General features: G+C 72.4%; 15 protein-coding genes. 9 read left to right on the forward strand and 6 right to left on the reverse strand.

Features of this window, described 5'->3' with window-relative positions:
- Positions 1-29 precede the first annotated feature (29 nt).
- From K7C98_RS03585 to K7C98_RS03600, 4 genes are read left to right on the forward strand one after another with little or no spacing between them, the layout of a single operon-like run.
- A complete protein-coding gene (locus K7C98_RS03585) occupies positions 30-1,232 on the forward strand; it encodes an aminotransferase class V-fold PLP-dependent enzyme (protein ID WP_224190077.1) in 1,203 nt (400 codons plus the stop codon).
- A gap of 19 nt (positions 1,233-1,251) precedes the next feature.
- Positions 1,252-2,985 (forward strand): DUF6909 family protein, encoded by a 1,734-nt coding sequence (locus K7C98_RS03590; RefSeq protein ID WP_224190078.1) that lies wholly within the window; start codon positions 1,252-1,254, stop codon positions 2,983-2,985.
- Entirely contained in the window at positions 2,985-3,947 is a 963-nt protein-coding gene (locus K7C98_RS03595; RefSeq protein ID WP_224190079.1) for a hypothetical protein, read from the forward strand. Before K7C98_RS03590 ends, K7C98_RS03595 begins: the two co-directional genes overlap by 1 nt.
- 57 nt (positions 3,948-4,004) lie before the next feature.
- Positions 4,005-5,699: a CFI-box-CTERM domain-containing protein gene (locus K7C98_RS03600; RefSeq protein ID WP_224190080.1), complete on the forward strand. Its 1,695-nt coding sequence runs from the start codon at positions 4,005-4,007 to the stop codon at positions 5,697-5,699.
- A gap of 622 nt (positions 5,700-6,321) precedes the next feature.
- On the opposite strand, the gene K7C98_RS03605 is transcribed toward K7C98_RS03600, so the two are convergent.
- Positions 6,322-7,614 carry a class I SAM-dependent methyltransferase gene (locus K7C98_RS03605; RefSeq protein WP_224190081.1) on the reverse strand — a complete coding sequence of 431 codons (1,293 nt, stop codon included), beginning with the start codon at positions 7,612-7,614 and terminating at the stop codon, positions 6,322-6,324.
- 672 nt (positions 7,615-8,286) lie between these two features.
- Between K7C98_RS03605 and serA the strand changes: the two genes are divergently transcribed.
- On the forward strand, positions 8,287-9,531 hold the full coding sequence (gene serA, locus K7C98_RS03610; RefSeq protein ID WP_224190082.1) for a phosphoglycerate dehydrogenase: 1,245 nt from the start codon (positions 8,287-8,289) through the stop codon (positions 9,529-9,531).
- Between the two features lie 264 nt (positions 9,532-9,795).
- Positions 9,796-10,446 (forward strand): hypothetical protein, encoded by a 651-nt coding sequence (locus K7C98_RS03615; RefSeq protein ID WP_224190083.1) that lies wholly within the window; start codon positions 9,796-9,798, stop codon positions 10,444-10,446.
- Between the two features lie 15 nt (positions 10,447-10,461).
- Here the strand turns inward: K7C98_RS03615 and dps are convergent, their stop codons facing one another.
- A complete protein-coding gene (gene dps, locus K7C98_RS03620; RefSeq protein ID WP_224190084.1) occupies positions 10,462-10,938 on the reverse strand; it encodes a DNA starvation/stationary phase protection protein Dps in 477 nt (158 codons plus the stop codon).
- 1,034 nt (positions 10,939-11,972) lie between these two features.
- Between dps and K7C98_RS03625 the strand changes: the two genes are divergently transcribed.
- The 3 genes from K7C98_RS03625 to K7C98_RS03635 all read left to right on the forward strand — a co-directional run bounded on the left by K7C98_RS03625 (position 11,973) and on the right by K7C98_RS03635 (position 14,927).
- On the forward strand, positions 11,973-12,458 hold the full coding sequence (locus K7C98_RS03625; RefSeq protein WP_224190085.1) for a hypothetical protein: 486 nt from the start codon (positions 11,973-11,975) through the stop codon (positions 12,456-12,458).
- A 1,394-nt stretch (positions 12,459-13,852) separates the two neighbouring features.
- Positions 13,853-14,389 (forward strand): hypothetical protein, encoded by a 537-nt coding sequence (locus K7C98_RS03630; RefSeq protein ID WP_224190086.1) that lies wholly within the window; start codon positions 13,853-13,855, stop codon positions 14,387-14,389.
- Between the two features lie 148 nt (positions 14,390-14,537).
- Positions 14,538-14,927, forward strand: coding sequence for a hypothetical protein (locus K7C98_RS03635; RefSeq protein ID WP_224190087.1), 390 nt, complete (start codon positions 14,538-14,540; stop codon positions 14,925-14,927).
- A gap of 80 nt (positions 14,928-15,007) precedes the next feature.
- Here the strand turns inward: K7C98_RS03635 and K7C98_RS03640 are convergent, their stop codons facing one another.
- From K7C98_RS03640 to K7C98_RS03655, 4 genes are all read right to left on the reverse strand, one after another.
- Positions 15,008-15,976, reverse strand: a complete 969-nt coding sequence (locus tag K7C98_RS03640; protein WP_224190088.1) for a hypothetical protein — start codon at positions 15,974-15,976, stop codon at positions 15,008-15,010.
- A gap of 361 nt (positions 15,977-16,337) precedes the next feature.
- Entirely contained in the window at positions 16,338-16,703 is a 366-nt protein-coding gene (locus K7C98_RS03645; RefSeq protein ID WP_224190089.1) for a YciI family protein, read from the reverse strand.
- A gap of 88 nt (positions 16,704-16,791) precedes the next feature.
- A complete protein-coding gene (locus K7C98_RS03650; protein ID WP_224190090.1) occupies positions 16,792-17,658 on the reverse strand; it encodes a hypothetical protein in 867 nt (288 codons plus the stop codon).
- Between the two features lie 20 nt (positions 17,659-17,678).
- Entirely contained in the window at positions 17,679-18,518 is an 840-nt protein-coding gene (locus tag K7C98_RS03655) for a hypothetical protein (protein ID WP_224190091.1), read from the reverse strand.
- Positions 18,519-18,532: the final 14 nt, after the last annotated feature.

An 18,532-nucleotide genomic window follows, 5' to 3' on the forward strand; every position in this document is an offset into this window, starting at 1 on the left:
CGCGGGCGTCTGGTACCGTCACGCGGCCCTTGACCACCGCAAGCCCGCCCATCGCTCGCCTCGGCGACCGCAGCCTGTTCCCCGACCTGCAACCGCGGGCCTACCTCAATCACGCGGCGGTGTCGCCGTGGTCGGCGCCGGTGCAGGCCGCCGTGGCCGCGGTCGCGGCCGACTACGCGCGCCGCGCGGCCCGGGCGATCCCGACGTGGATCCAGCAGCGCAGCCGCCTGCGCGCGGCGATCGCCGGGCTCATCGGCGCAGAGCTGACCGACATCGCCCTGATCACCAACACCACCCGCGGGGTCACGGATGTCGCGTTGTGCATGTCCTGGCGGACAGGCGATCGCGTGCTCCTGTTCCAGGGCGAGTTCCCGGCCAACGTCACCCCGTGGCAGCAGGCGGCCGAGCTGTTCGGGCTGTCGGTCGAGATGCTGCCGCTCGACGACTTCGCCCGCTCGCCGGCCGAGGGCCTCGCGGCCCTGCAGGCGGCCCTCGACGCCGGCGGCGTGCGCCTCGTCGCCGTGTCGGCGGTGCAGTTCCAGAGCGGCCTGCGCATGCCGCTCGCGGAGATGGCCGACGCCTGCCACGCGGCCGGCGCCGAGCTGTTCGTCGACGGCATCCAGGCCGTCGGCGCCGTCCCGCTCGACGTCCGCGAGGCCCGCATCGACTACCTCAGCGTCGGCGGTCACAAGTGGCTCATGGGCTGCGAGGGCCTCGGCTTCCTCTACGTGCGCCCCGAGCGGCTGGGCCAGCTGCGCCCGCGGGTGGCCGGCTGGCTGAGCCACGAAGATGGCCTTCGGTTCCTGCTCGAAGGGGCAGGTCACTTGCGCTACGACCGCCCGATCCGCCGCACCGCCGACTTCATCGAGGGCGGCGCCGGCAACACCGTCGGCTGCGCCGCGCTCGAGGCGGCGATCGGCCTCATCACGCAGCTCGGCCCGGCGGCGGTGTTCGCCCACGTGCAGGACTACCTCGACCGCCTCGAGTCGGGCCTTATCGCGCGCGGGTTCGTCAGCCTGCGCTCGCGCGACCCGGCGGCCCGCTCGTGCATCCTCAGCGTCTTGCCGCCGAACCCCGGCGACGTCCTCGGTCTCCAGCGCGAGCTCGCCGAGCGCGGCGTCGCCTGCTCGACCCCCGACGGCCTGCTGCGGTTCGCGCCGCACTGGCCCAACCACCCCGACGAGGTGCCGTTCGTGCTCGACGCCGTCGACGGCGCGCTCGGCCACGGGTGAGCAGCGAAGGACCACAGCCATGGATCGCCAGCGGCCCCGCACCACCAGCGACGAGATCGATCTCTATATCCGCACCTACTACTCGCTGCTGCGCAGCTCCGGCGAGGTGTGGGTGCGCGCGTTCGAGGAGGCGCACGCCTTCAGCGACTCGAGCCTCCACCCCGGGGCGCGCACCGGCGTGCCCGACGTGGCCGCGTTCGCCTACAGCGCCGCGCGCCTGCCGGCCTGCATGCCGCAGGTGCAGAAGATCGTGCTCGGGCAGTCGCACGAGACCTTCGAGGCCAACGGCTTCGACGTCAGCGCGTGGCAGCGCGTGCAGACCCGCGGGCGACGCCGGCCGCTGCGCTTCGACGGCGGCGGGACGCTGTGCGCGTTCATCTCGAGCACGAGCGACATCGACGACCTGGTGCCGATCGTCACCACCTACCAGATCGTGTGGAACCAGATGCACGGCCTGCTCGGCAACGCGGAGCTCGGCCGGCGCCTGCGCGAGGACCCCGAGCTCACCGCGGAGCAGGTCGACCACGGCGAGCTGGCGCGCGTGCTCGACCTCGATCCCGACGGCGTGCGCACCCTGATCGCGGCGCTCGACACCGGGTGGTTCGCGGCGCTGCGCGAGATCGCCGCCGACCCGTGCGACCTGTCGATGCGCGTGCTGTCGGGCAGCTACTCGCAGTACCAGCGCTCGGTCCAGCGCTGGTGGTCGGGCATCGAGCCGAGCCTGGTCCGCGAGCGCAAGCCGCGGCGGCCGCCGATCTACTTCGTGTCGTCGAACACGCACTCGCTGCTCAACCTCGTCGGCGGCTACGCCCGCCAGCACCGCGAGGAGATCCTCGACTTCGCCCGCCGGCGCAACCCCGAGGACCTCGCGCCGCACTTCGCCCGCGCGCTCGAGCGCGGCGACGAGGCCGAGGTCAACAACCTCAGCTACTACCTGCTGCGCGCGTTCCTCCACGAGGACCCGGCGCGCCTCGCCGAGGTCCAGCGCTTCGAGGCGGAGGCCGGCGTCACCTCGATCGACGTGCCGGGCAAGATCGACGTCAACGCCCAGATCTTCGACCTCGCGCAGGTCCGGCCCGAGCGCCTCGACCCGCGCGTGCTCGTGCCCGACATCCACCTGCTCGCGCGCAGCGACGCCGTCATCCTCAACATCGACTACCCGCTCGGCATGGCGGCGTACCACCACCTGTCGCGCGCGGGCCAGGGCTCCAACGAGATCCGCGGCGTCTACGTCATGGGCAAGGCCGCCACCCTCAACGGCCGCGTCGGCGACGTCATGATCTCGTCGGTGGTCCAGGACGAGCACTCGCGCAACACCTACCTGTTCCGCAACGCCTTCGTCGCCGCCGACGTCCAGCCGTACATCCGCGTCGGCACGGTGCTCGACAATCAAAAGGCGCTGACGGTCCGCGGCGCCTTCCTGCAGAACCGCGAGTACATGAGCGTGTTCTACCGCGAGGGCTACACCGTGCTCGAGATGGAGGCCGGGCCGTACCTGTCGGCGGTGTACGAGCTGTGCAACCCGCAGCGCCACCCCAACGACGAGATCGTGCACCTCTCCAACTCGGTCGGGTTCGACGTCGGGGTGCTGCACTACGCGTCCGACACGCCGTACTCGCGGCGCCAGAGCCTGCTGTCGAAGAGCCTGTCGTACTTCGGGGTCGAGAGCACGTCGGCGTGCGCGACCGCGATCGTGCGCCGGATCTTCGCCGCCGAGATCGCGCGGCTGCGCGCGGAAGAGGAGTGCGTCTGATGCACGTGGCCGACCTCGAGCGCGACACCGATCCGTGGACCCTCGCCGGCTCGCCGCTCGCGCCGGAGGTCGGCCCGCGCCCGCGCATCGAGCTCGCGCTGCACACCGCGCTGACGGCCCCGTCGCCCGGCAACGCCCAGCCGTGGCGGTGGTTCGCCGGCGGCGAGCTCATCGAGCTGTACCGCGACCCCGCCCGCGCCTGCTCGCGCTGCGACCCCGCCGGCCAGGCCACCGTGCTGGCCTGCGGCGCCGCGCTCGGGGCCCTGCGCGTGGCCCTGCGCGCGCTCGGCCTCGACGAGCAGACCGCCCTGCTGCCCGGCGGCCACCCCGACCTGCTCGCGCGCGTGGCCGTCGGCGGCCGCGCCAGCCCGCTGCCCGAGGAGCAGTGGCTGTACCAGGCGGCGCCCAAGCGCCGCACCTACCGCGGGGTGATGGCCCAGGGCCCGCTGTCGCGGGCGCTGTCGCGGCGGCTCGGGGCCATGGTCGATGGGACAGGTGCCGAGTTGCATGTCGTCGAGGACATGGCCCGAAAGCAAGCGATCGGCGCGGCCGTCGAGGCGGCCATCGCCGGCGAGCTGCCGGCGGCGGCGGCGGCCCGCGTGGCCGCCGGCGAGCCCGGCGTCAGCTTCGAGGCGCCCGACGGCGCCCAGGCCCGCGGCCCGGCGATCGCCGACGGCGCGCCGGCCTTCGTCGTGGTCTCCACCGCCGACGACGACCCCGCCGAGTGGCTGCGCGCCGGCCAGGCGCTGATGCGCGTGCTCCTGCGCGCCCGCGTCGACCACGCCTGGGGCAGCTTCCTCCACCTGCCGCTGACCGACGCCGCCGGCCGCAAGCGGCTCGCCAACCTGGTCGGAGGGACAGGTCACGCCCAGGCCCTCGTCCGCCTCGGCGGCGGCGCCGACAGCCCGCCGACCCCGCGTCGCCCGCTGTCCGAGGTGCTGCTGGCGCAGCGCCCGGGCTGATCGGGCCGGCAGGCGCCCGCCGGGGTGCGGTCCGGCGCCGGTGATATGCTCGAGGCCGTGCGCGCGCGTGCCCGAGCCCTCGCGATGATGGCCGTCCTGACGGCCGGCGACGCGCGCGCGGCCACGCCGGTGCGGGTCGAGTTCCACTTCCAGCCGGTGCCCGACGCGCAGATGGCGATCTGGCTCGAAGACCAGCACGGAAAATTCGTCGCCGACGTGCTCGTGACCCAGGCGACCGGCAAGCTGGGGATCGCCAACCGGCCCGGCGAGTGGAACTTCCTGTCGAGCTGGCGCGCGCCCTACGGCCCGCGCGTCTCGGTGCTGCCGGTCTGGGCCCACCGCCGCGGCAAGACCTACCCGCAGATCGTCTTCTTCGACGACGCCGACCACGACTCGCTCGGCTGGCACGAGAACTCGAGCAGCCTCGAGAACTACTTCTGCCGCCCGCTCGAGGAGTGGGAGCAGGGCACGATCTCGCTCGACACCAAGACCTGCCCCTCGCCGAAGTCCTTCAAGACGGACAAGGGCACGTTCGCGGCGGACGGGGCGCGGAGCCCGTATCCGCCGCGCAACGACCTGCTCCGCGTCGACGAGCTCGACTCGCCGGACGTCGCCGAGTTCGCGGACCTCAACGAGCTCGACGCCGTGACCGCGGCGACCCCGAGCGGCGACGGGCCCGAGTTCGTGGTCGCGGTGCTGACCCCCGAGATGCTGGCGCGCGGGCCGCTGGTGGCCTACGCCGAGATCAGCCGCGAGCACGACGAGAACAGCCACTACGCGTTCGACCGCGACGACGACCACTTCGTCGACCCGCGGCTGGCCCGCTACGGCATCGCGTACCTCGGCCAGCCCTCGGTGGTGTACCGCGTGGCGTTCGACCCGCTGCGGCGCAAGTTCCAGGGCACCACCGAGTACGCCGGCTACGGCGACTGGGACGGGGCCACCGGCGCGCTGCACCCGCCCGACGCGACGATCAGCGGCGAGGACGGCAGCGGCGCCGACCGGCTGCGCGTGGTGACGATGAACGGCGATACGTTCCGCTGGGGCGTGTTCTCGTACGGCGACGGCAGCGAGCCCGACCCGGGCGACGGCTGGGGGCACCCGTGCGAGCAACGCGAGCTGCCCGCGGTCGCCGGCTTGAAGGCGCGCGTGACCGAGTTCGACCAGGTCGAGCTGACCTTCGAGATCCCCGCGCAGGACGACCCCGACTTCGCGGTCGCCGACGTGCGCGTCTACCAGATCGTGGGCGAGGACCCGCTGACCGAGGCGATGCTCGGCTCGGCCCAGGAGATCGCCGTCGCCGTCAACACGCTGGCACCGCCCGGCCAGCCCAGCACCCTGACGGTCCGCGAGCTGTGGGGCGACTACACCTACCAGTTCGGCGTGGTCTACACCGACCGCTGCGCCCAGCGCAGCGCGCTCGCGTCGGTCGAGGTCACCACGGTGGCCCAGAAATTCCAGACGGTCGAGGGCTTCTGCTTCCTCGCCACCGCCGCCTACGGGGCGCCGTGGACGGCCCAGGTCGCCGCCCTGCGGAGCTTCCGCGACGTTTTTTTAAAGAAGTCGGCGACGGGGGTCGATCTGGTGCGCTTCTACTACGCCCACAGCCCGCCGCTGGCCGCGGCCATCGCCGGCGAGCCGGTCCTCCGCGGGCTCGCGCGCGTGGTCCTGCAGCCGGTCGCCGATGCGGTCGCGGTGGCATCCTGGTCGAGAGGCCAGGTGGCCGCGGCGGGTGACGTGCTCGGTCGGTGAGGTCGGGCTGGCGAGCTGCCGGCCGGCTGTTCGGGTTTTTGGGCGCCGGGCTGCCAAGTTTTGGCGCCGGGCTGGCGCGTCGCCGGCTGGGCTGCTGGGTTTTTCGGGGCCTGGTCCGGCTGCTCGGTTGTTGCGGCGCCGGCCTGGAGAGTTGCGGCTGGACTGCTCGGGTTTTTCGGCGCCCGGGCCGGCTGCCTGAGTTTTTCCGGCGCCCGGCACCCGCACGAGCCGCCGCGCGCGGCGGGTGCGCTTTTTCGACCGACGTTCACAGGCTCGGCGAGCCGACTCGGTCCCGAACTCTCCGGCGCTCACGATTTCGACCCGAGATCTGTTTTTCGATCGAGCGTCGAAAATTTCTCGAATTTGATCACCACGGACCCAATGTATGTTTCCGCTCGCGGGTCTGCGCGGTTCCGAGCCTTACGCGGACAGAGCGGCACCCGTGCTCTGCGGAATTCGCGCGCTATCGGGGTAGGGCTCGAGGGTGCAGGCTCCGAATTGGGAAACGCTCGTGCGCATCACCGCAGGGCCGCTCATGGGCAAAGTTGAGGGCGCCGAGGGGTTCGCGAGCGGATCGGCGGGCAGATTTTTTCGACTCGCGGTCGAAAATCCAGTCAAGCGGTCAAATACCAGGCGTCGCCCCCTGGATCGCAGCCAGCCGGCGCAGGAGAGTAGGGCGGACCCCGAGCGCAGCACAGCGGGCCCGCAGGGGCTCGAGGCGCCAGCGGCCGGGGTCGACCGGGGCGCGCGGGTGCCGGCGGTGGGCCTTGATCAGCAGGTTCTTGGGGGTGTGCTCGCCGCCGACGAACTCGAGCACGGTCACGTCGTAGCCGCAGGCCTCGAGCGCGGCGACCCGGAGGCTGTCGGTGAGGACATCCGCATAGGCGCGCCGCAGCAGCCCGTGGTCGACCATCGCCGCCAGCGGCTGGGCGCCCGCGTCGGCCCGCGCGAGCTGGGCCGCGAGCTCGGCCTGGCAGCAGGGCACGCTGAGCAGGGCCGGCACGCCCAGCTCGATCGCCAGCGCGATCGCCTCGTCGGTCGCCGTGTCGCAGGCGTGCAACGCGAGCACGAGGTCGGGCACACCGCCCAGCTGCGCGGGGGCCGTCCGCGCGGCCCCGGCGATGTCGGCCTGGGCGAACGACAGGCCGGCGCGTCCTGCCGCGGACGCGGCCCCGGTCGGCGTCGCCTCGCCCGCCGCGGCTCGCGTCGCCTCGGCCGTCGCGGACCGCTCGCCCGGCGTGCTCGCCGTCGCTTCGGTTGGCGTCGCCGCGTCCTTCGCAACCCCGGTCGGAGCGGCATCGTCGTCTGCCGCGAGGCCGAGGGCGCGGGCCCTCTCGCGGCTGCGGGCGACCACGTCGGCGCGCACGTCGACGCCGTGGAGGCGCAGCGGCACTCCGCGGAGTCGCAGCACCTCGGCCAGCACGAAGCTCAGGTAGGCGTTGCCGCACGCGAGGTCGAGCGCGCGCAGCGGCGCGGCCGGATCGATCGACCGCACGCCGGCGAGGCGATCGATCACCGGCTCGCACAGCGTGGCCAGGTGGCAGATCTGCTTGTACTTGCGGGCATGCGTCGCCGAGATGCTGCCGTCGGCGTTCATGATCCCGATCTCGCGCAGCAGCGCCGCGCTGGTGTCGGGCCGCAGCGAGCGCTCCTTGCCGCCCATCACCTTGAGCGCGGCGCTCTCGTCGAGCGTGCGCGTGGTGGCGCGGCCGTGGCGAGCGTCGACCTGCACGCGCCGGCGCGGGTCGAGCACCAGCGTCTGCTTCCACAACCCGGCCGCGGCGGCCTCGCCCGCGGCGGCCAGCAGCGCGTCGACCTGCGCGGCGGTCGGCGCGACGCCGGCGCCCGGCCCGGCGAGGACCCGCTCGGCGCGCTCGCCCGCCTCGCCGTCGCCGGTCTGCGGCGCGGCGAACACCGCTCGCTCCCATCCGTGCGCGAGGTGAGGCCGTAGCGCCCGCTGCAGCCGCTGAAGCTTGCCTTTGTCGAGCAAGAGGCGGACAGGCCTAGCAAAGACCGTGTGGCCGCGCCAGGCTGGCGCGCCCGCTCGCCCGCGAGTTTGCGCCGCAGAGATCGCGCTGACTTCGAGCGCCGCGGCGGGATCTCGTACCGCTGCTGTCGATGCAGCGCGGTCGACTCGCACCGGAGATCGCCCTCGAGTCGCCCCCGCCGATCGTGAAGAAGTATCGCGACACACGCGGCGCGGGAGATCGCCCTCGAGTCGCCGCCGGTCGATCGTGAAGAAGTATCGCGACACACGCGGCGCGGGAGATCGCCCTCGAGTCGCCGCCGGTCGATCGTGAAGAAGTATCGCGACACACGCGGCGCGGGAGATCGCCCTCGACTCGCATGCCGCTCCGACGAGGTCGGCTCGGACAGACGCGGCGCGGGAGATCGCCCTCGAGTCGCCCCCGTCGATCGTGAAGAGGTATCGCGACACACGCGGCGTGGGAGATCGCCCTCGACTCGTACGCCGCCGCGACGAGGTGGACTCGGGACGCGCGGCTCGCCTCCGTCATGCCCCGCCGCGGTCTCCGCCGGGGCCGAGGGCGAGTTGCGGCGACCGCGGGCCTCGGGCATCGTTCGCGCCGTGAACAGCCCGCACGCCCTGCTGCTCGAGAACATCCACCCGACCGCGCACGAGGAGTTCGCCCGCCGCGGCGTCGTCGTCCACCCCGTGCCGGGGGCGCTGGCGGAGGCGCAGCTGATCGAGGCGTTGCGAGGGCTGCCGCACGACGGGCCGCTGATCCTGGGGATCCGCAGCAAGACGCGGGTGTCGGCGCGGGTGTTCGCCGAGGTGCCGCAGCTCGAGGCCGTCGGCGCTTTTTGTATCGGCACCGATCAGATCGACCTCGCGGCCGCGCAGACGGGCGGCGTCGCGGTGTTCAACGCGCCGTTCAGCAACACCCGCTCGGTCGCGGAGCTGGTGCTCGGCGAGGTGATCATGCTGGCGCGCCAGATCTTCGCGCGCAGCGCGGCCTGCCACCGCGGGCTGTGGCACAAGAGCGCCGAGGGCAGCCACGAGGTGCGCGGCAAGACGCTGGGGATCGTCGGCTACGGGCACATCGGCAGCCAGCTCAGCGTGCTCGCCGAGGCGCTGGGCATGAAGGTCCGCTACTACGACGTCCTCTCGAAGTTGCCGCTCGGCAACGCCCAGCCGTGCGTCAGCCTGATCGAGCTGCTGTCGCTCAGCGACTTCGTCAGCCTGCACGTGCCCGACACCGAGCACACCCGCGGCATGATCGGCGCCGACGAGATCGCGGCGATGCGGCGCGGCGCGGCCCTCATCAACGCCTCGCGCGGCGGCGTCGTCGACATCGACGCGCTGCGCGACGCGCTGGTCGCCGGCCACCTCGGCGGCGCCGCCATCGACGTGTTCCCGAGCGAGCCCGCGCGCGCGGGAGACGTCTTCGACAGCCCGCTGCGCGGCCTCGACGGCGTGATCCTCACCCCGCACATCGGCGGCAGCACCGAGGAGGCGCAGGCCAGCATCGGCCGCGAGGTCGCCGTCGCGCTGTCGCACTACCTCGACACCGGCGCCACGCTCGGCGGCGTCACCCTGCCGGCGCTCGACGCCGGCCCGGTGCGCGCGGGCTGCCGGATCGTCAACCTCCACCGCAACGTCCCGGGCGTGCTGTCGAAGATCAACCGGGTGCTCGGCGACTCGTCGGTCAACATCACCGGCCAGAGCCTGGCGACCATCGCCTCGATCGGCCTGCTGCTCGTCGACGTCCCGCTCGGCCACGGCGACCCGCAGCTCCAAGAATTGGTGCAGGCGATCACAGCCCTGCCGACCAGCCTGCGCACCCGCATCGCGCGGCAGAGCGCCGCCTGACCCGTCGCAAACGCTGCGCCGGTGCGCCCGTGTGGGACACACCAGGCCCCGCGACTGCGGGCGCGTCGGCTGGTTTTCGCCGGCGGACTCGCCCGGCGTCCGGCCTTTCTCCCGACGCGACGCGAGAGGCTCGCGCGGCGCGGTCGAGTGTCCGCGTCGCGGGCGGCGGACCTGTCCGAACGAGCAGACCGTCTCGCAGCGCGAAAATAGTCGGTGACGCCGGCGGCACGCGAGGCGCGGCCGACGGTGATAGGCTGGGCGGTGATGCGAACGACCCTGATCCTGGCCGGTCTCGTGGGGCTCGCGATATCCCCGACCGCTTGCAAACGAACCAGCGATTCGAATGCGCCGACGGGCGAATGCGGCGGCATGTGCGGCCGCGGCACCCGCTGCGACGGGAACGCCTGCGTGGTCGACTACTCGCAGGACATCTGTACCTCGCAGGCGGTCGTGCAGGAGGAGGTGCCGATGCGGCCGCCGATCACCTCGTGGGGCGAGTGCACCCTCGACCGCAATCAGCTGCCGAAGAAGTTCCGTCCGGTCGACGACAGCCAGATCGCCCAGTTCGACCCCAACCGCCCCCGCGTGATGGACTGGAGCGCCGGCGAGGAGCAGCTCAACGAGCCGGTGCTCAACGCCAACATGCGCGAGGTCGAGTACGCGATCAACGAGTGCCTGGCGGTCGCCGCCTGTTACAACAACGGCAGCCTCAAGGGCGGCCGCCTCGACCTCATGATCAGCCTGGTCGGAAAGACAGGCAAGGCCGACGCCGTATCGGTGACCGCGTCGTCGGACCTGACGGTGTTCGGCATCGTGCCCTGCGTGCGCAAGGCGATCGCCGACCACCAGTTCCCGACCTACAACGGCCCGCCGATGACGGTGAAGTACAACATCGAGATCGGCGGCACCGACTAGCGCGGCGGCGGCGGCTCAGCGGTCGAGGTGGGCGCGGAGGAACCAGCCGTGCTTCTCGAACTCGGTGATGATCGCCGTGAACATGTCGACGGTGTCGACGTCGCCCTGCTGCTCGGCGACCTTGCGCCCGTCCTGCAGCCCGACCAGGTACGACTCGATGCGCTCGGCGAGCAGCCGCACGTGATCGAGGTCGCGGGTGGTGTCCTGCGGGTACTCGGGCAGGCGCGAGGTCTTGGCCACGTGGCGCGCGGTGCCGTGGATCTGCGCGCCGAGGGTCACCGCGCGCTCGGCCACGGTGTCGTTGTGGGCGGCGAGGCTGACCGCGAACGTCTCGAACAGCGGGTGCAGCGCGGCGAAGTGCATGCCCTTGATGTTCCAGTGGGCGACCTTGATCTGGCTGTGCAGGTCGAGGCCGTCGGCGAGCACGTTCTGGAGGGCCGCGGTGATCTTCTGACGTGCTTCTTGGGGCAGGTGGCTCGGGCTGGCGTACATCGTGTTCGTCCTTGGTGAGAGCGGGCGGAACTATGGGCGCGGTCGCGGGCGCGCGCCAGTGGGTCATCACCCCCGATCTGCGATCGCGGCGGCCCTGACACCGGACCCAGGCGCGTGAAGCAGCCGGGCGCCGGCGAATCAACCGGGGGCCGGACGCCGCAATCGTCAACCCCTGCGAGCGCCGTGACCGGCGAGGCGGCCCCTGTCGAGGTCGTCGCGCCGGTCGCGCATGGTTTTAAAGACATGCCTGAAGAGGCATGTGCGGCGCTCAGTGCCGCGACTGGGTCATTTCGAGCAGTCCTCGCGCCGGGCTTCGACGCGCTGGAAGGCGCGAGGAGGGAGCATATCGAGCGAATGTGTGGCCGGCGAGCAACGCAGCCGGCGTGGGGCTCGATCGCCGCGGCGGCGCCGGCGAGCCGCGAGAGAGCGCGCGAGGCGAATCAACACAGTGTCCCGAGGGACATGTCCAGGCGATCCGGGGCCGATCGGCCGGCTCGCGCGGGCGGGCGGGCCGGCCGCGACGAGGGCCGGCGCCGCCGGGTACTATGAATAATGTGGCACCCGCGACGACGTGTGTGATGAAATGACATATGTACATAGCGAAACGGCGGTCCCGGCGTTCGTCGCCGCGTCGGTGCGCGGAGCCCTCCGTGCGGTCCGCCGCGGCCGCGCCGCAACATCAATGATGCCCTGCACTTGCGCCGGCGGGCGAGCGGACGTCGCGACGGCGGCGGCGATTCGCCGCGCTATGCACAATCGTCAGCGCGGCGGGCGGCGGCGAAGAATGTCGCGAATATCGGCGGTGAGACGCCGCGGACGCCGCCACCGCCGGGATCCGGCGCGGAGCAGGAGAAACCGCGAATTCGGGCGAGCTGAAGCGGTTTGCCGGCGATCTGCGGCTGTTCGGCGCGGGCTCGACCATGCGATTCGCCACAACTCGGCATTGCGCCCGCTCTGGGCCCACTGAATATTCCGAACCGACGCGCCGCCGGAATCAGCCCGCGGTGCTCTCCGAGAGAAGAAAGGAACTCCCCATGTTTCGCAAGATCCTGATGCTGTGCCCCGCCCTGGCGTTCGCCCTGCCGATCATCGCGTCCTCGCCGTCGATGGCGCGCCCCCTCACCATCGAGCCGAACCCGGTCGGCTGGGGCGACCAGTGGAACCAGGGCATCGATGACGACCTGCTGCTCGCGGTCTGCGTCCAGACCCAGATCTTCGTCCAGACCGGCGAGAGCAACCGCGCCTACGACTGTGACACCCTGACGGGCCCGACCTGTCTCGCCAACTGCGCCGTCGCCGACGACGACGCGACCTGCCGCAGCCAGTGCGACGGCTCCGGCGCCCTGTTCTGCTCGCCCGCCCAGAAGACCCGCTGGGGCGGCTGGGGCCCGTGGGGCAACCAGGGGTTCGGTCCGGGCTGGGGCAACTGGGACGACGACGACCACAACTTCAACGAGGACGAGATGCTGTTCGTCGACACCCAGACCTGCCTCGAGCTCAACCTGGCCAGCGACGTGTGATGGCGCCCGGGCCTGATTGGAGCTACTGCGACCGGCGTTGCCGCGCCGGGCGGAGACCACACCAATCGAGGCCGCGAGCTGCGAACAAGAGGTCGAGAGCGGCGAGCCACCGCTCCGACCGCGGCGAGCCGGCCCCTGCGCGATCGAGGTGATCGAGGGGCGTGTGCATGGGCCCGCCGGAATTGAAAGGGACGTCTCCGCCGCCTGTCTCTCCTGGCCGTCTTGGGAGGGTGTGTCAGGGAGCAGGCGGCGGAGACGCTTGTTTGCCGCCCCGCCGGGCGAGAGACGCGCCGCCGAGAGTCGGCGCGGTCGATCATCATTGCATATGTCGTGAGCGCGCCGCCGTGTCGGCCGAGGAGGTCGTGGGTCGACGGCTGGAGGCGAGCATCCGACACGTCCATGCTATGACGGCGATGCTGCGGGCCCGCAAGTCTCGACCGCCTCCGCGACGATCGCAGCGCGGACTGCCGTCGATTCGTCCGCCGTCGCCGAACCAGCGTGCGCGGGTGACTCCGGCGCGAGCGACGACGAGGCGCGGGCATGCACGCTCGCACGCCCGGCCGGATGAACCGCGCCGATCGGCGCGGCGGACCCCGCAGCGGGTATGCACGCTCGCCGGCCCGGCGATCGAGCCGCGGCGATGACCGACGCGGCGGACCGCCGGCGGACATGCACGCTCGCCGGTCCGGCGATCGAACCTCACCGCGATGAGCAGAGCGGCCGCACGTTCGCCGGCCCGCCGCGTGGCGATCGCGGCGCGGATCGGCGAGAGGCGCAGTCGCGCGATCGACCGGGCGCACGCTCGCCGGCTCGCCGGCGGCGCGTGGCGATCGCGGCGCGGATCGGCGAGAGGCGCAGTCGCGCGATCGATCGGGCGCTGCGGCCGGCCCGGGGGGATGGATCGCGCCCGTGGACTCGCCCGGCGGCTCGCTCGATACGCGGCGACTGCGGCGCGGACGAAATGACGACACCCCGTCGCGCCGGGCCGAAAATCGCCGCCCGGCGGCCGCCCGGGCGCCGCGGCGAGCTCGCGGAGCGTGCCCGCCCGATCGCGCAGCGGTCGCCGGCGCCATGCGAACGGCCAGCTGCCGGCGCACGCCCGCCGGCCGGTCGAACGGCGGCGACGGCCGCGGCGCGGAATGACCATAGGACGTCGCCGCAGTCCTCGCGTGCCCCGCCGGGCGGCGTCGACGCGATCATTCGCGCGCGGCTCCTGGTCGCGGTATTCACCCGCGCACATGTTGCTCGCCCGGCGCTCTCGGCCGGATGGATTCGTGCGCGTCGAATATCGTCGCTACGAGTCATTGCGTACTCCGGCGGACTACACATGATTGCACACGAAGCGCCCCGCGGGAATTGGCCCGTCGGTGCGCCTCGCAAGAAAGGAACCTCTCATGTTGCGCAATCTTCTCGTGTTGTTGCCTGCGGTCGCGTTCGCAATGCCGATCGCCGCCTCCGCGGGGCCGCTGGCCTCGCCGGCCGAGGAGGCTTCGCACAAGCCCGGCAAGAAGCCGGGCAAGAAGCCCGCGAAGCCCGAGACGACGCCGGAGACGCCGGAGACGACGCCCGGGACGACACCCGAGCCGACGACGCCCGGCGACGGGGGTCGCGACGCGGCGATCGACATCGAGCTCGACCTCTGTCTGATGGTCGAGGCCATGGCCGAGGGCCGCGCGTGCCGGCTCATGAGCAACGGCGCGGTCGTCTGCGACACGGCGCGCTACAAGCCGGGCAAAAAGCCGGGCAAGAAGCCGGCCAAGCCCGACACCGGGCCGACCGAACCCGGCGGTGGTCAGCCGACCACTCCCACCGAGCCGACGAACCCCGAGGGCGGCAGCGGGGTCACGCCGGGCAACCAGCCCGATGATGAGGAAGGGCTCATCCTCGTCAGCCGTGAACGCTGTGCCTCGCTCGGCGTCGACCTCGAGTGAGCGACACAGCGAGCGCCGGCGGACGCAGCCGCGAGACCGTCGCGTCCGCCCCGAGCCGTCGCCGTGGTCTTGACATTGCGGCCGCGCGCGCTAATGCATCGTCGTGACGACGTCGATGATACCGCACCCCGGACATACGCCCGAGACCTTGACCAGTCTGTTGCGGGCCGAGCTGTCCGCGGTGGAGACATACCGCGGCGCGCTGGCCCGACTCGACGGCCAGGCCGCCGGCCCGCAATTGCGGCAGCTCTGCGTCGATCACAGCCGCTCCGTCCAGGTCCTGCGCGGCCTGCTGCTGCGCCACGGCGACGCCGCGCCGGCCTCGACCGCCGCGCGCGAGCCGGCGGACGCGGGCGTCGAGCTGGCGGTCACCGTGCGGGCGCTCCGTGAGGACGAGGCGCGACAGGTCGAGGCCTACCGCCGGGCCCTGGCCGACCACGAGCTGACGCCCCAGATCCGTGCGCTGATCCGCAGCGACCTGCTCCGCCGCAGCGAGACCCACGTTCCGGTGCTCGAGGCGCTCATCGACGAGTCCTGAGCCGACTGGTTCGCCGACGCGAGCGAGCTGTCGAGCTCGCGGGCGGATCGACGCGGCTCCGTCGAGCTCGCCCGTGCCGCTCAGGCGCGGGCGGTGAAGCCGCGGCGCAGCGCCTCGATCTCGTCGACGAGCTCGACCTCGGGGCGCTTGTGCATGACCTCGCCGATCTGGACCATCGCCGACGGGCTGGTGAAGTTGATCTCCGACAGCAGGTCGCCGATGAAGTCGAGGCCGAGCAGGTAGAGGCCGCGCGGCACCAGCTCCGCGGTGACGGCGGCGACGGCCGCGAGCTGGCGCGGGGTCGGCTCGAACGCGTGGAACGAGGCGCCCTGGTGCAGGTTGGCCAGGCGCGAGCCGGGGCGGGGCAGCCGCGTGACGCTGCCGAGGACGTGGCGGCCGATCGTCAAGATCCGCAGGTCGCCGCGGGTGGTCACCGCGTCCTGATACGGCTGGACCACGGCCTCGCCGTATTGTTGCCACCAGCCCCAAAGGACAGATTCAGGCGTGTCCGGGCGGAAGAAGCCGATGCCGATCCCGCTGCACTCGCCCATCGGCTTGACCACGGCCTCGCCCGGCTGGGCGCGCACCGCCTCGCGCAGCGCCGCGAAATCGCGGCAGTGCACGGTGGGGATCGCGTGCTCCGGGAAGCGCACCGGCAGCAGGTGCTCGGAGTGCCGCAGCACCTCGGCCGGCTCGTTGATCTGCAAGATCCGCCCGGCGAGCGCGGCGAAGCGGGCGGCCCAGCCGCGGTAGCGCGCGTCGACCGGCGGGTCCTTGCGGTGGACCAGGACGTCGTAGTCGGCGGCGGCGGCCCTGCGCGCCTCGCCGAGCCCGACGTACGGCGGCCGCGTCGGATCGCTCCACTGCACCCGCTGGACCGGCAGCGCGGCCAGCCACGCGTCTGTCCTGAGGGACATGTCAGTGAGCGTCAGGTCGCAGTAGTCGACCTCGACGCCGCGCGCCAGCAGCTCCGCCATCAGCCGCAGGCTGGTGTCGAAGCGCGGCTGGAACGTGGCGACCGGATCGGCGGTGACGAGGTAGCGCGGCATGGCGGACAATTCCCCGTGTAAAGGAAGTGGGCGCCCGAGTCACGAGCTGCGGGCATCGCCGGCGAGGGGCGCGAAAACACGCGCGCAATGTGGCGCAAATATCGCGCTTGCTCTCGCCGCGATCGACGAATCGATCGTGTTCGTGCGAATCATCGGACGTCGGGCTCGCCGCGCCATGACGGATTGTCGTTCGCCATGCCGCCCTGGCCGAGCTTGCGCACCACCAGGTAGCTTGTCGCGCTGCAGGTCACGCGTCGCGGCGATCTCGGCCCACGCGGGCCCGCGCGGCCGTGCGCGGCCGTGCGCGACGAATGTCGGCGGCGCGGCAGCGGGTGCCGTCAGTGAAATGACGGCGCTGCGTTCAGGTCATGTGGCCCGGGAGGAACAGGGAGATCGGGCGCACCTCGTACGAACCGCCGGGGTTGGCGATCGCCAGCTCGCGGGCGATGTCGAGGGCCTCGTCGTGGGTCTCGCAATGGACGATGTAGAAGCCGAGCAGCTGCTCCTTGGTCTCGGCGAACGGGCCGTCGAGCACCACCGGCGGTTGGGTCTTGCGCAGGGTCCTCGCGCTGGTGGTCGGTCGCAGGCGAATCGCGGGCCCGAGCTTGCCCTCGGCGGTGAGCCGGTCGTGCACCACCGCGAGTCGAGCCATGACCGCGTCGTCCTCCGCCTGGGTCCAGGAGGTGACGACCTTCTCGTCGTTGTAGCAAAGGATGGCGAACTGCACGGGGCGAGTATGCCCGCGCCGCGCCGCCGCGGAGCCGCCGCGGCGCTCGCCCCGGTGTGAGGACGCTCGAATTCGAACCGGAGCGGCCTCAGAAGCGGCCGGAGATCGACAGGCCGCCGAAGGTCGGGTTGACGCGCACGCGGGCCACGTCGGCGTTGGTCAGGCGCCTGACGCCGACGCGATAGATGATTCCGCCGATCGCGGTGACCAGGATGCCGCCGACGAGGATCCCTCCGCCCACCGCCGTCATGCGATCGGCGTTGAGGATGCCTTCGCGGATCTCGTCGCGCTCCGCGGTCAGCCCCTTGCATTCGTTCGAGTCGACGCGGCTGCAGTCCGACAGCTGAAAGCTGTCCTCGGCGCCGATCAGGTCGCGCTCGAGCTTGTTGCCGCGGACCGTGAAGCCGAGGGTGACCGCGAAGCCCGCCAGCGAGACGACGCCGCCGGCGATCATCGTGCCCACGCCGGCTGCGCGCATCTTCTTGGCCTGGGCGGTGTCGACCGGGGGCGCCGCGGGCGGCGGGGTCGGACCGGGCGGCGGGCCAGCGACCTCGGGCTCGGCGGGCGGGGCCGGCTCGGTCGGCGGGGCCGGCTCGGTCGGCGGGGCGGCCTCGACGGGCTGCGTGGCGGCGGGGTTCCACGCGCCGGGATCGGCGGAGGGCTCCGGCGCGGGCTCCGGCGCGGGCGGGGCCGGGCTGGTGACCGGTGCGGGCGCAGGGCCGGGAGAGGCGGGCGCGGGGCCGGGAGAGGCGGGCGCAGGGCCGGGAGAGGCGGGCGCAGGGCCGGGAGAGGCGGGCGCAGGGCCGGGAGAGGCGGGCGCAGCCGGAGGCGCAGGGCTGGCGGGCGCGGGGGCCGGCGGGGCCTGAGCGAACGCGGGCGCCTGGGCGAACAGGAAGGCGATGGCGCAGGCGGCGATCGGAAGGCTGCGCAGCGTGCTGTGATTCGGGCGTCGCATGGGTGGTCGCTCCGCGTTCGCTATTCGTAGGAGGGGATCGGTCGGGCGAGGACGCACAGGCCGAAGTCGGTGGTCTCGTCCTCGGGGGTCATGGGGTCGTCGACGACGTCCGGGTTCAGCGGGTCGTTGATGCTGTTGTCGCACTCGACCGCGAAGTCGGGGTTGATGCCGTTGCCGTCGAGGGTGCAGTCCTCGTCGGTGACGCAGGCGACGTTGGGCGAGACGGCGGTGACGTGGAATTCAGCGGTGCAGCCGTCCTGGGTGAACTTCAGGTCGGCCTCGAATTGCGTGCCCTGGGCGTCGGGCGTGTTGAGCCAGCGGGCGTTGCTCCACTCGTAGCGGACGGAGATCGCCGGGGTGGCCGGGACCATCGTCGTCTCGTCGACATCCTCGGTCGCCGGGTCGTCCTCGATGGTGTAGGCCGGCAGCTCGGGGCGCTCGAACGCCGAGACGAGGTCCTCGACGTGGCACAGGTCGTCGCCGTCGGGGTTGCCGCTCTCGAAGTCGCCGACCGCGTTGGGCCAGTGCTCGACGCCCTTCTCGCCGGTGAAGCCGGGCACGTCGACGGGGTACTCCTGCGCCTCGACGACCAGCAGCCCGGCGTACTGCGGGCGGATCGCCGCCGAGGGCTCGCTGAACTTCGCCGTGCCGTTGATGCCGCCGGTGGCGAAGTAGGTCTGCATGCCGAGGATGTCGCCCTTCTGCTGGGCGCACGGCGAGTCCTTGTCGCCGGAGGTGAGCTCGTACTTCGCCGCGTAGTAGAGGTGCGCGGTGGTGCAGTTCATCGTCGGCTGCGTGCAGCTGCCCCCGACGACGACGAGGAGAGCGCCGGTGGCGAGGACTCGGAGTTGATTGCGCATCGGAGACCTCATCG

The organism is Nannocystis pusilla (genome assembly GCF_020073745.1).
In the GTDB taxonomy this organism is placed as follows: domain Bacteria; phylum Myxococcota_A; class Polyangia; order Nannocystales; family Nannocystaceae; genus Nannocystis; species Nannocystis radixulma.